Source organism: Paenibacillus sp. FSL E2-0190 (assembly GCF_037992965.1).
GTDB lineage: Bacteria > Bacillota > Bacilli > Paenibacillales > Paenibacillaceae > Paenibacillus_AQ > Paenibacillus_AQ odorifer.
In genome coordinates this window covers 6,556,374-6,571,108 of record NZ_CP150306.1, presented here as the reverse complement: position 1 = coordinate 6,571,108, position 14,735 = coordinate 6,556,374, and the positions used below count along the sequence as shown (strand labels likewise).

At 41.4% G+C, this 14,735-nt stretch carries 7 protein-coding genes; all 7 read left to right on the top strand.

The annotated features are described in order from the left end of the window. Positions 1-86 precede the first annotated feature (86 nt). The 7 genes from NST25_RS28915 to NST25_RS28885 all read left to right on the top strand — a co-directional run bounded on the left by NST25_RS28915 (position 87) and on the right by NST25_RS28885 (position 14,689). Positions 87-4,013, top strand: coding sequence for an S-layer homology domain-containing protein (locus NST25_RS28915; RefSeq protein WP_036681521.1), 3,927 nt, complete (start codon positions 87-89; stop codon positions 4,011-4,013). 154 nt (positions 4,014-4,167) lie between these two features. Then, on the top strand, positions 4,168-4,509 hold the full coding sequence (locus NST25_RS28910) for a hypothetical protein (protein WP_036681520.1): 342 nt from the start codon (positions 4,168-4,170) through the stop codon (positions 4,507-4,509). A gap of 500 nt (positions 4,510-5,009) precedes the next feature. Continuing rightward, on the top strand, positions 5,010-7,862 hold the full coding sequence (locus tag NST25_RS28905) for an Ig-like domain-containing protein (protein ID WP_051491196.1): 2,853 nt from the start codon (positions 5,010-5,012) through the stop codon (positions 7,860-7,862). 87 nt (positions 7,863-7,949) lie between these two features. Then, positions 7,950-8,489, top strand: a complete 540-nt coding sequence (locus NST25_RS28900; RefSeq protein ID WP_036681518.1) for a hypothetical protein — start codon at positions 7,950-7,952, stop codon at positions 8,487-8,489. A 153-nt stretch (positions 8,490-8,642) separates the two neighbouring features. After that, positions 8,643-8,912, top strand: a complete 270-nt coding sequence (locus NST25_RS28895; RefSeq protein WP_036681516.1) for an alpha/beta-type small acid-soluble spore protein — start codon at positions 8,643-8,645, stop codon at positions 8,910-8,912. A gap of 339 nt (positions 8,913-9,251) precedes the next feature. Continuing rightward, complete coding sequence (metK, locus tag NST25_RS28890) at positions 9,252-10,454, top strand: methionine adenosyltransferase (protein WP_036681514.1); 1,203 nt, start codon at positions 9,252-9,254, stop codon at positions 10,452-10,454. 200 nt (positions 10,455-10,654) lie between these two features. Continuing rightward, a complete protein-coding gene (locus NST25_RS28885; RefSeq protein ID WP_340393002.1) occupies positions 10,655-14,689 on the top strand; it encodes an Ig-like domain-containing protein in 4,035 nt (1,344 codons plus the stop codon). Positions 14,690-14,735 lie beyond the last annotated feature (46 nt).

The following is a 14,735-nucleotide window of genomic DNA, read 5'->3' as shown; positions in this document are numbered from 1 at the left end:
TTTCCCTAAAAATATCGCTTCCTATGACCGATAAAGAACAAAGTGAAGGTTTACGAGAATTTATACTCAAAGGAGAGATATAACACATGCAACGCTTTAAGAGACCGTTCGTTTGGCTGATGCTGGCGGCTTTGATCGTTTCTATGTTCCCAGGTAAATACACGCCCATAGCGGCAGCGGCTACCACGAGCTCCACGACTTTCTTCAGTCCGGATGATCTCACATTACGTAATACTGTTCTGTTGAAACAGGATGTTGTAGCAACAACAGCTAATCCTAATCCTGAGGGACTTATTGACCGTTCTAGTGTTTACAAAGTAAGTAGCCCTACCTTTTCAATTACAGGAACCTACTCTCAGGTAACATCTTCCACGATGAAGGTTACTGTAGAGCAGCTTACAAAAGATAGTCAATCTAATAAATGGGTAACAGATGCTACTCACCTGACTACGGGAGCGGTAACAACAGATACCAATAGCCCGGATAACCGTTTTGTAGCATCTGGTCTTGTTTTGTATACAGGTTTTAATAAGGTGACCTTTTCTGGTATGCAAGGGAATCTCCAACGTTCAGAATCATTTTATGTTCTTTACGATAAAGTTCCCTATGTAACAGAATTAAAAGTTTTGGGTGGTCCTTCTGCGCTTAATTTAAATGAAGGAACACAAGTTGTCGTACCAGTATCTACAGTTACTCTTCAAGGTAAAGTAACGAATGCCACTAAAGTCAGTGTCTCCGTGAATGGAGGAACTGCATTACAAACTTCCCTATTGGAAGACGGAACATTTTTCACCCCCGCGCTGAACTTGAGTCCGGGATTAAGTACGCTTAAGATTGTTATTCAAAATGCTTCGGATTCAATAACAATAGACAGATCCGTATATTTCTTTGATAAGGATCAACCGTACGCTTCTTTGAACATCAACCACGACAATGCGGACTATAATATCTTAAATGATAATGTGCCTACGTTGACTGCTGATTTGACTCCAAGTGTTGCAGGTTTTACTGGACAGATCTTAGTTCCATATAACGTGGCTCCGTTTGCAACAAATGCTGTGCTAACTCTTAATAAAGGTAATAGTTCCGAAAAAGTTGTAACGATTAGTGCTGTGACAGAAGAATTAACAATTCCTGGTCCTGATGGCGTTACGCCAACGTATAAATTGGTTAAATTTAAGACTGCAGCTGATTTAGAAATCTTGGCGGGTGTAAATGACTTTAAATTGTCTGTAGATTATGGCAGCCACAGCAGTTCTCATCTTTATTCATATAAATTTTTGAAAAATGAGACTGTTATAACAGAAATGTACTACCTTCCTGGATATACAGGCTCAGGTGATCTTACCAATATCTCTAAATTGCCTTTGAATGGCCAACAGTTAGAGACGGATAGTTTCTATATAATGGCGAAGACAAATAGATCAACAACCCCAGCAGATATAACTGCAAACTATTTGCCTTTGAGTAATAAACCACTATCCATAGATTATGTAACTGCAGGCACAGGAACAAATGAATATATTTATAAAATATCAGGGTTCTCTAATGGTCAACAAAAGGTACAATTCCGTTATAAAGGATCCGAATCCTTCTATAATGCTGATATTTCATATGTATCGAAAAACTATATATATGTAAGTAATCTGCAAGATGGTCAGACCTACGAATTCGATTCCAGTGTAGAAAGAAAACTTAATGTCGCTGGGGAATATATCGGGTTCGAAAATATAGAAAATGCACAAGTGCAAATTAACGGTACAGACAGTAACTCATTATCTAGCAATCCTTTTAAGCTTGAAGTAGAAAAAAACTCAACAGTAAATAAAACAACTTTTAATTTCACTGTGACAATCAGTCAGACGGGACCACTGGTATACGGTGAGAATAAAATCGTATTTACTGGAGTCTCAAGAGATAATGCTGGTAACCAACGTATTATCAAAAAAGAACTTAAAATCTACATCATTGATACCAATATTTCTGGGGTGAAACAATTCCATCCTACTTTAGGGGATAATCGTTTACCATTTACAACTACAACCCTTTCTAATGAAGTCGAGCGTAATGCCATGCTGGCATTGCCGGCTGAGATTGTATATAAGGATGAAAAATATACAACAAGCAAAGATAAATTCGACTTGGTACTACAAGGTAGTGGTGCTACAACGCTGAATCTTTATCAGGGTTCTACTCTGGTGTTTACTTCGACGGGGCAGGATAAGCTGCTAATTGACGGTACGGAATCCGCTGGACCTATTGGTCCTAAACGTTATCCTGATGAAGTGGCTGCAAATGGTTTGTATTATGACTACATTGGCAGTGCTAAAAACTTTATTTTAAGATTACGTGACATTAAGTTTGATGCCCCAGGAAGTCAAGTTTATACCCTAGAGCTTATTAACAAAACAGGAGCAAGAACTACACAACGTCTTGAAGTAGTGCGGGAAGTTGCTCCATATCGTCTTCTGTCACCTGTAGCGACGGTAGGTGAGCAAATTGTTGTTAACAAAAACTTTGTTCGTTTTGATATTGAGGCTGAAGGTGCCACTAAAGTAATAATTGGCAAAGAAGAAGCAATTAAACGTACGGATTTGCCAAATCAAGATCGCTTCACCTATGATTATGTGGGCTTAAAAGCAGACAAATCGAATCCCATTAAGATACAAGTGGTTCGTGCTAACTCCACAATAAGCGATACTATAAATGTGTATTATGCTAGTGCAGTGCAGATTGATACACAATATATGGCTGAGAAGGTAGCTACGAAGTATAGTGTCTTTAATAAAACCTTGGAATTGAACTTCCCTAAAGGCACGATTATGAAGGGATATACTAGCTCTGGTGCTGCAAAATATTATCCTAATACAAAACTGTTGTTTGGTATCGCGGATCCCGCTGATGGCGTTGTTGAACGTAAGAATGATTACGGGAACATTATCAACGTAACGGGTAGTGACGACAGAACCGAAGGCGGGGGCGGGCAGCTTGTGATTCCACAGGATCTTGCTCTACGCTTTACATCAACCGTTTCTACTAATAACTTTTCGAGAGTATCGGATATCTATTGGCTTAGTGGTGGTCTAGGAAATGATGGCGTTAATCTTGAGACCAACGGGGTTACCCCGCATTTCGTGGATGCCAGTGGAAAGACTGGATACTTTACGCAGTATAGTCAAACAAGAAAAATCGTACCTTCCCAACGTGGTGAATTGACGCTTACTTTCAACTCCAGCATTGTGGATGAAGTGGGATCGACTATTACAGTATTCCGATATACAGATTCAGGTAAGTGGGAGAATTTGGGCGGCGTCGTAGATACGAAAAAACATACCATCACCGTTCCATTCGATGAATTTGGTTATTACACTGTTATGAAGCTGCGCCGTGGTTTTGTTGATATTACGAATCATCCTTGGGGCAGAAATATAATGAATGGATTGTATTCCAAAGGATTTATGACTAATCTTCGAGCAGATGCATTCGGGGCGGATGATTTGACCACTCGTGGTGAATTCGCTACATTGTTGGTGAAATCATTAAGTATTCCTTTGAACTATGATGCTAATAAACAAACCTTCTTTGATATTGTGCCAGAAGCCGTAGCGGCTACATGGGATTTCAAACACATTGAGACAGCTGCTAGGGCAGGTATTGTTACAGGCCTCAGTGATGGCTTCTTTGGGCCTGATCAAGCCTTAACACGTGAACAAGCCGCAGTAATGATAGCTAGGGCGTTGAAACTCAAGATGTCGTTGAATGACAGTAAACTGTTGGCAAGCTTAAGCAAATCATTTGTTGATACAAGCAACATGGATTTCTACTCACGTCCTGCAATTGAAGCTATATCTAAAGCTAAGATTATGGAAGGAAGTGCTGTGACCGTTACAGGCCAAAAGAAGCCCGTCTATAACTTTAACCCGAAGGGTAAGTTGACTAGAGCAGAGGCCGGTAAGATTACTGTGGCACTCTTACAGAAGAGTACAAGCATCTTCCCTAAGAACTTTAACTAAAGAATAAAAAAGTGCTCCGGCCTGCGAAAAGTATTCGTAGGTCGGAGTTTTGATGTAAAGATAACAATTACCAGCGACATAAATTTTGTAATCTGCACCGATTTACGATACAATAATGTAGAAAATATTATTTTCTGAAAGGTGAAAGCCATCGATGAAACCGATTTTATCAAAAGCACAGTTGGATTACATGAAAGCCAAGAATATGTTTGAGAATAGAGCAAAAGTGTTGGAGAAGGAAATTGCAGCTAAACGGGCACTACAGGAGATCACTCAAGAGGTCATGGAGGAACTGGTGCAAGCAACAGGATTCCACGATTCATACAACGAGCTTGTTGTTACTGAGAATGCTCTGATCGAATGGTCTCATACTACAATCAAGCATGAGAAGAGCTACCGCGAGAACCGCGCAGCTATTGATGCAATGTATGACAATGTGAACTCGAGTCCTGAGAAGCGTCAGGAATTGATCCAATTATCTATGAAGATTCGTTAGAAACAATGTAATAGAAGCAAGCGTCGGCAACGGCGCTTTTTTTGTTTTTTGTAGGAATGTTTAAATTAATAGTACAAGTGTTAATGATTCTTAGTAAATATTGCATAATGACGTTTAGAAAGCGACTATGATATACTGTTTTCCGTAGGCACCCATGATTAACAATAGTTAGTAGAACATACATATGTATCTTCTAATGGGATCACACCGGAAAATATAAAAAAGAAGATTTTTTTTGAGAAACCGCAACTTTTTCAAATCTTCTGCGTTTAAGGTGTAGAGTCATTTACACAGAGGCTGAAATTAACCGCTGGTAAAGCCAATTTAACAAAATGGAAAAATTAGCTTTACGTGACTTGAGGCACATTGTATAATACTTAGGTATAATTAGGAATCTAGTATTGTCATGTCCTAAAATCGTTTACCAGTTTCTGTGATACCCGTCACAGACATTATTTATACTTAATTTGCTCAACTCGGGAAAGGGGGTGCATCGGCTAATGAGTGACATGAGCTACTCAACTAAAGAAAAATCTCAGTTTATGAACGTCCAAGGAGGAGAAAAAAAGGTTATGAAGAAAATTTTATCCGTAGCATTATCTACAGCAATGGCATTCTCGATGTTTGCCTCTGTAGCGTTTGGTGACGCAGCAACAACTCCGCAACAAAAATTTGATGCTTTGGCAGCGAAAGGTATTCTCAACGGATACCCAGATGGTCAAGCTCACCTTGAAAAAGATCTTACTCGTGCTGAGTTCGCGAAGATCGTTACTAAATTGTTCGACCTTACTGAAGTAAGTAACAAATTGTCTTACAAAGACAAAGGTTACAACGCATCGAACTGGGCTGTGCCTTACATCGAAGCTGTTACTGCAGTAAACTACATGCAAGGTAAAGATACTGTTAAAGGTATCTTCGATTACAACGGTAAAGTAACAGTTGAAGAAGTTGCGGCTGTATTGTTCCGCGCTTTGAAATTGGAACAACCAACTACAACTGATAACTCTGCATCCGCATGGGCTAAAGGTTATGCTCAAGCAGTAATCAATGCAGGTTTGGTTGCTAAAGACACTAACTTCAAAGCTAACGCTAGCCGTTCTTTGGTAGTTGAAACAGCTTATGCTGTGGATCAATTGAGCCAAGCAGCTACAATCGTTTCTGCTGAAGCATTGAGCCCAACTAAAGTAGTTGTTACTTTCTCTGACAAAACTACTACAACTGTTGAATTGACAACTGCTCTTGTAGCAGGCGTTGAAACTACAATCAACTTCAAACACAATGATCATGATTACACTACAAAAGTAACTTTGGCAGCTCCTAAGGTTGTTTCCGCAGAAGCTCCAAATGCTAAACAAGTAGTAATCAAATTTAACCGTTCAATCGATGTTGATACACTGGCTGAATCCAGCAAAGTTATCGACGGCGTAGTAAAAGTAACTAAAGTGGGTAGTGATGTTAACGAAGTAGCTAATGCTAATGTTACCTTCAACGCTGACAACACTGAAGCTGTTATTACCCTGCCAGGAGTTAAATTCCTTAAAGGTAACTACACTGTAGTTCTTAACGATGCTGTAACAACAACATCTGCTGAAGCTATCCCAGCTTACACACAACTGATCACTGTTGCTGATACAGTTGCTCCAACACTTGCTTCTGCTAGCTCTACTGCAAAAGCAACTACTAAAGATGTATACGTGAAATTCAGCGAACCAGTTAAAACTACTGGTATTGTTGCTTACGTAAATGGTCAAGTTGCTACTGTAACTGTAACAAATGATACTTACACTGAGTATAAATTGTCTGCAGGAACATTGGATAGCGGCAAAACTTACGATGTATCGTTGCTTAACGTTACTGACTTTGCAGGTAATGTAGCTAATCCTAACCCAATCAAAACTACTGTAACTGTAGTTTCTGATGTTGCTGCTCCAGTAATCAAGAGCGTAACTCCAGTAAGTGACAAGTATGTTGAAGTTGAGTTCGACAAAACAGTTGATCGTGCTTCTTTGGTTGGTAATGTTCGCTTGTTGAACTCCGTTGGTGAAAGCCAAGGTACGTTCCAAGTGTTGACTACTGACAATGGCAAGAAGTTCACCCTTCAAAGCCCATTGACTAGCTTCCCTTCAACTGGAACTTTCACTGGTTCTGTAGTATTCGGAGCTTCTGTAAAAGATACTCTGGGTAACATTTTGGGAACAGCTGCTAGCCAAGCAATTACCTTTACTAAAGACACTGTAGCTCCTACTGTAACTGGTGTTACTTACACAACTACAGCTGTTAATAAAGGTCTGGTTCTGAAATTCTCTGAAAATGTTGTATACAAAGGTAAAGGCACCCTGCAACTGATTAATGATACTACTGGTGAAGCTACAACTGTGCTTCACAATTCTAGTCTTGTTAAAGGTAGCGGAAGTACTTTCACTATCACTGGTGTAAGTGTACCAACTGCTGGTAGCTACACATTGCGTATTCCTGCAGGATTGTTCGTAGATAAATCCTACAGTGCAAATGAACTGACTGCTGCAGTATTGCCTGTAACAATCGGATCTACTTCAACTGACGATAAAGCTCCAGAATTGTTGGTTGTTAATGGCGCTGCTCCTATCAAGTTCTATGATAGCAAATCTGTTGGTGATGACACTTATGGTGATGCTTTGATCACTGTTGATCTGTTTGATGCTAGCGGTTTGAAATCATCCACAATTCTTGATAAAAACAGCTACACATTGAACAATGCTGGTCTTCCAAGCACTTCTTACGTTACAATTAAAACATTGAACGAAAAAGGCGAAGAAGTATCATCTGCTACTAACCCAACTCGTGCTCGTGCATATGTATATATCCCTAGCTCCAGCATCACAGAAACTAAAGACTATGTCTTTGCTGTGAATGGTGTTACTGATACTGCTGGTAACGTAATCGATGGTACAGTTGCACAACAAAAAGGTAAGCTGACTAGCAGAATTAGCCCTGCGTTTGATTCAGCTGTAGTATCCAGCGGAGGTTCAACTGAACTGATTCTCGGATTCTCCAAAGACCTGAATGAAGCTACAACTGAAGCTGACTTGAAAGCGAACCTGGAATTCTACATCAACACTGATGTTAATTCTAGCAACAAAATTTCATCAGAAAACATTCTTTCTATCACTCCGATTAAATACGGATCTGATAAAGGAAAATGGTCTGTTAAATTCTCCAAGAAAATCATTGATTCCGCTGCTGGTGCTAAAGAAGAACTTGATCTTAACGCCAACGGTGTTAACAGAATCATTGTTAAAGTTAAGAAAGACGCTGCAATCTTCGATGCTGATGGCAACAAGATCAAAGGCGAAACAGAAATCTCCGCTAAGTAATCTCCGATTACCGAAGCACAGAATAGCCTCTTCGGAGGCTATTCTTTTTTTATAGGTTTTTATCCCCAATAATGAGGAGGAACTTCTTTGAAATCGGTATGGAAAGTAACAACCGCTGCTGTTTTGCTGGCTGGTGGTATATGGGCTGGGTCTTTGCTAAACATTACTGCTGAAGGTGCAGGTGTTGGTTCTCAGCCTGGCACAACGGATGATCCTGTAGTTACGAAAAGCTACGTAGATCAGCAAATTCAGAAAGCACTATCAGGTGGTACAGTGACGACTCCGGTAGCGAGTGCTACACCTGCGCCTAGTGCAACCACAGCGCCAGTAGCTACACCTGGTCAAAATAGCAGTAGTGAATCTGTGATTGTTGATGTGAAGCCCGGCCAAACTTTAATTGCTTCTGCAGGCGCTGAATTTATCGTTCGCGCCGGTAAAGCAGTAATCGTTTCACAAGATGCCAATGGTGTGGCCGATTTAACAGACGGTAAAGATCTTACAAACGGACTAGCTGCACCATCTAACCACTTATTGTCTTTCCCTCGTGATGGTCGTGGAATAGCTGTTCAAGAGGGTCAAACGCTTGGTCTTGTTGTGATGGTTCGTGGTGGATATACCTTGAAATAATGTGTAATGATATATATTCATAATGCCCGTAAACAGACGTAATCATACCTTCAAACTGTTTTCCAAAGTTACAAATCATTGGCGCGATTGAAGATTAAGTGATGGACGCACAATATTCCTGTAATCTTACAAATTCACAGGAGGTGCTGTAACATGGCACGTAATAATCGTACAGTCGTACCTGAAAGTCGGACAATGCTGAAACAAATGCAATATGAAATTGCAGCTGAATTTGGTTTATATGGGGCTCATTATGGAGGCGGGGCAGACACGGAATTTGCTTCTGAGTTAGGAGCAGTCGGAGGTAGTGGTTCTGGCCGTAGTCAGTACCTTGGGCATCTAAGTTCAAGGGATAATGGGTCTGTTGGAGGAGAAATTACGAAGAGACTCATTAAGCAAGCTGAACAGTCTCTTTTTCAATAATATCAGGGGTTAGGATGGCCTTATTCCTTGTCTGATATTGCTTTTTTATAGCGTGAAATCAATATTCATACTCTCACGGGGGGCTCTGTGTTTAATTGACACCACCCCCTAAATAAGATAATATGACTTTTGAGGAAAGCCTTAAACCTTTTCCATATGGAAAAGGTTCATTTTTTGAAGAGTTTAGTGAATGTAGGCATCAAATTTTGCAAAAATCCTTCATAAAAAGAAATCAGGCAAACCTGAATTATTTATATTATTTAGTTTTATTATTTGGCCTGTTATCATTAAGGAATCCCTTATACAGTGTCAGACTAACCATATGGGAGGTTGTTATACTTGTCTATTAAAGGGCGTCATTTGTTTACTTCTGAGTCCGTTACGGAAGGGCATCCGGATAAAATCTGTGACCAGATTTCCGACGCGGTATTGGATGCATTTTTAGTTAATGATCCTAATGCACGTGTAGCCTGCGAAGTAGCAGTAGCAACAGGTCTTGTACTGGTGATCGGGGAAATCAGTACCAAATCAGAGTATGTTGATATTCCTGCCATCGTACGCAATACCATCAAAGAAATTGGATACACACGTGCAAAATATGGTTTCGACTATAATACATGTGCTGTGTTGAGTTCTCTTAACGAGCAGTCCGCTGATATTGCCCAAGGTGTTAACTCTGCTTTAGAACACCGTGATCCTGCTCAAGTAGCTGAAGAAACAGCTAATATTGGTGCAGGCGATCAAGGACTCATGTTTGGTTTTGCTACGAACGAGACACCTGAACTGATGCCACTGCCGATTGCTTTATCACATCGTATTGCACGTCGTTTATCTGAAGTTCGTAAGAACGGAACCTTAGACTATCTTCGTCCAGACGGCAAAACACAAGTTACGATTGAGTATCAAGATGAAAAACCTGTACGCGTAGACGCTATCGTAGTATCTACACAACATGCAGAGGAAATTTCTCTTGAACAAATTCAGGCGGATATTAAAGAACATGTTATTTTGCCTGTTGTTCCTGCGGAACTGCTTGATGCAGAAACCAAATACTTTATTAACCCAACCGGACGTTTTGTTATTGGGGGTCCTCAAGGGGATGCTGGTCTAACTGGCCGTAAGATTATCGTCGATACATACGGCGGTTATGCTCGTCATGGCGGCGGAGCATTCTCAGGTAAGGATCCAACTAAAGTGGACCGTTCTGCGGCTTACGCGGCTCGTTATGTAGCTAAGAATCTTGTAGCTGCTGGTTTGGCCGACAAATGTGAGATCCAACTTGCCTATGCCATCGGTGTAGCTACTCCTGTCTCGATAAATGTGGATACATACGGAACAGGTAAAATCAGTGAAGAGAAAATGGTTCAACTGATCAGCAACAACTTTGATCTTCGCCCTGCGGGCATCATTTCTATGCTTGATTTGCGTAAACCGATTTATAGACAAACTGCAGCTTACGGTCATTTCGGACGTACTGATGTTGATCTTCCATGGGAACGCGTAGATAAAGCAGAATTGCTAAGAGATCAAGCAGGGTTGTAATTCATCATACGGTCTTATAATATGTTAACCCGCAAGTTGGCCATGGTGTCAGCTCTGCGGGTTATTTTGCGTGCGAAAACGAGCAAGGCTAGTGAATCTAACCATAGAGAAGTAGACTACTAAACTTTGCCAGCCTTTTAGCCGAAATATAAGAATATACATAAAGACGATAGTATGGCTTGAGAGGAGTCTATCACGGAATGAAAAGAAAAATTTCAATATGGACGGCACTTATTCTAGCGGGAGAGTTAGTACTTGGTTCGGGTTATCCTGCTATTGGAATAGGGAATTCAGCAGTGTACGCTGCATCAGAGTTTGGTATAACAGTCTCACCAGCGCCTGGAGCAAGTTATGTAAGTATAGGATCATCCCTTAGACTGAGCTTTGATCGTCAAGTAAACCCGCAGTCAGGTGAAATTACTATTACGGGTCAAGGTGATAGCTCACCTTTTTTAACGATTCCTATTGGTAGTTATGGTCTAATTGGTAGTTCAAAAGATTACGAGCTTAAGCTAAATCAACAGTTTACTTCAAACAAGACTTATACAGTGACAATTCCTAAGGGGTTGTTCAAGGATAATGATGGTAATGAGTCAGGTGTTACTTCATGGGCATTTACCACTGCGCCTGAGAGTAATACAGCGATTACGGCAGGCAACTTTTCACCTGCTAATAATACAAGAGTGGATGCAGGAGCCCTTAAGGAGCTAAGTCTAACCTTAAATAAAAACCTGATAAAAGGTGGAGGTTCCATTCGAATTTTGTCGTCTGCAGATAATGCAACCGTACAAGAGTTCAAAATTAAGGATGATGATACTAGAGTTAACGTTCAGACTGATGCTAACTCTACTACAGTTAAACTAACATTGGATAAAACATTGGCCTCCGGAAGTAACTATTATGTTCTTATAGATTCTTATGCTTTTAAGGATGTTGATAATCGAACGTATTCCGGGATTTCAAGCGGTGATGTGTGGAGCTTCTCTACTAAAGGTGTTGCAGAGATTCCAGTGACTCCTGCACCGGCAAACGGATCAGGTGGGGTATCTACCACTGGAGCCCTACAGCTTACATTTGATCGTCCTATGATGCCTGCAGCTGGAACCATAACAGTATCTCCAGGTGCAGCTAACGATGCTAGAACGAGATGGCTTAATGTAAACTCCCCAGCCGTTACAGGAGGAAGCAGCAGAACTATAACATTGCTTCCAGCATCAGCAGCATCACCCTTGCTAAACAGTACGCAGTATACGGTGACGATACCGCAGGGAGCTTTTTACGATCAAGACGGAAATGTATTTCCGGCTTCGGGTGCGTATACCTGGACATTTACAACGGCTTCTTTGACAGGACTTAACGTAAGCGCGCTAAACCCGGCTGACCGGAGTGAATCCATAGCTAACAACAGATCATTTTCTGTCACATTCAATCGTAATGTGAATTATAACAGTGCTGTGGAAAATGGCGTAGCACTTTATAAAAGTGGCGGCGCACAGGTTCCGGTTACTGTTAACCGGAGTACAACTGTAGCAAACGAATATGTAATTACGCCTAAAACAGCTTTAGATAGCGACTCAACCTATTATATTGATATTGCTAAAGGAGCTTTCGTAGACGCTATTGATGCTAATGTTATCTATGATGGACTAAGCGGCAAAAATTCATGGAGCTTCCGGACCTTGTCTCAGGACAAAACAGCTCCACAGCTCACATCTGCATCACTCGAGAACAATCGGACCATTCGTTTAAAATACAATGAGAGTCTCAACTCTTCCATTGCACTGTTGATCTCCAGCTTTGGTGCTACGGTGAATGATGAGAGTCGTACAATTGAAAGTGTCTATATCCAGGGAGACAGCGCCTATGTGGTACTCAGTACAGGGGTAGCGGTTGGACAGAACGTGAAGGTTAGCTATACAGGGGGTCTGCGGACCATTCAAGATCCAAGCGGAAATGCAGCCAGCACCTTTAGCTCAAAGCAGGTTACTAACACTATCGAGTCCTCCATGCCTACACCCAAAGATGGACGGATCACGGGTAGAACGGTAGCGTTGAATTTCAATGACTCCTTAAAGGCAGTTTCCTCTTACGCACATAGTCAGTTTCTAGTGACTTCAGATGGGGGATCCCTAGGGGTCAACTCCATAAGCTCCAGCGGGAACACTGTATATTTAGGGTTAAATAGCGATGCTTCTAATGGCCAGACCGTTCGTGTCTCCTATTATGCAGGCTCTTATCCTTTGCAGAATTCTTTTGGACAAAATATTGCGGATTTCACAGATTTCTACATTCGCAACAGCAACGATACAATTCCACCCGTGTTCCAAAGTGCAACCGGAGGTGGCAATAAAATCCTTCTGAATTACAATGAAGGCTTGTCAACGACAAACCTCCCGATGAACAGCCAGTTCTCTGTGCTTGTTGGCACCACTCCTAACTATGTTACGAATGTATCGGTCAGTGGCTCACAGATCACGCTAACGCTCCAGAGTGCTTTGACGGTGAATCAGAATGTTACTGTATCCTATGTTCCGGGGACTACCGGAATAAGCGATTTAAATGGAAACCGTGCAGCTTATATTAACCTGCAGCCTGTGTCCATCTCGGAAAACAGCGGAACTAGCATACCTGAGATTAGTTCTGCCACCATCAATGGCGACGAGCTTACGGTTACATTCAGTAAAAACATGCAGGCATCTGGTTCCCTCTACGCTAATCAGTTCGGAGTTAGAGCAGATGGAAGCAGTATAGGTGTACAAAACTACACTTTGTCAGGGGATATTTTGAAAATAACAACATCCTCAGTAGTAAAGACCGGGCAAACTATCGATTTGTCCTATATGTCAGGTTCAGGTACGATCAAGGATTTGAACGGTAATATACTGTCCTCATTCTCTTCTCTCTCTGTTAAGAACCTAACCGGCGTGAGCACCGGAACGGGAAATCGTCCATCCTATCTAGGGACGCTTGCAACAAGTGAGTTTGGAAAAGAATACGCGCTGCTGAAGAGTGACTCTTCACAAATCGTGGATGACCGTTCGTTATACAATCAATCTGTAAAAAGATATACCTTAAACACAGATCGCCTGACGGCCAGTTATGAATATCTGTATAAGGCAAGTAGTGATACATTAGCTTTTGAGGTGCCTGCTACAGAACAATCGGCCTATGTGACTGTTCCTTTAAAGCCTTTGCTTGATGCTGTAAATCGCAGTAAAACCACAAAATTTATGATACGTTATGGCGATCACTTATATAGCGTAGGACTAGACGATATCGATATGAACGGATTAGCGACTAGCTTGATTGCAGACAGTAAAAATATCTCGCTGGTGTTCCGCTTAGAAAAGGTTCCGGCAGGTACGTTCTCCCCATTTGAGCAAAAGCTAAAAACTATGGGGATGCAGAGCGTTACTAGTCTTATGGATGTCCGGGTGACTGCGATAGTAAGCAGCAATTATTCTAATGCTAAGGCATTATCGGTACCTGGAGAATACACTGTGCGTACAACTTCTTCATTGAACAATGCGCAGACATCTGCTGCTAGACTGGATCTTTCCTATTACGATGCAGCTTATCTGCCAACAAAAGTAAGTACGGTAGGTAGCTATACGATTATTCGTGCTCGTACGGAGGGTAATCAGGTGTTAGGAACCTTTATATCAACCCGGGCCTTCTCAGATATGAGTAAGCATTGGAGTAATTCGATCGTAGCTGAGCTTAGTGCAAAGACTATCATCGATAGCAGTTACGGGACTACATTTAGTCCAGAAAAAAAGATTACCCGTGCAGAGTTTGCAGTAATGCTTAGCCGGGGACTTGGTTTGCTAGGCGATCGCGAGACCGCACAGCGCTTCCGGGATGTGCAGCCTTCCACACAAACTGGAGACTATATTGGTGCAGCAGCCAAGGCTGGTATTATTACAGGGAACACGGATGGCTCCTTCCGGCCTAATGATAATATCACTCGAGAGCAGATGGCAATCATGATGATTCGGGCAATGGAATACACCAAACATCCTATTACTTTAAGCGGCACTTCTGCCTCAACACTGGCTCGCTTTAAGGATAAGTCTAAAATTCAGAATCAAAGTGCAGAATTCGTAGCTAAAGCTGTGCAATCTGGGATTATTTTGGGAATGACCACAAGTGAGTTCCAACCTCAGGGTAATGCCACTCGTGCACAAGCTGCTGTGATGTTGCATCGGATGCTGAAGCAAACAGATTATTTGTAGAATAAATAGATTGGTAAAGCCTGGCATTCTGCTGGGCTTTTTTTTA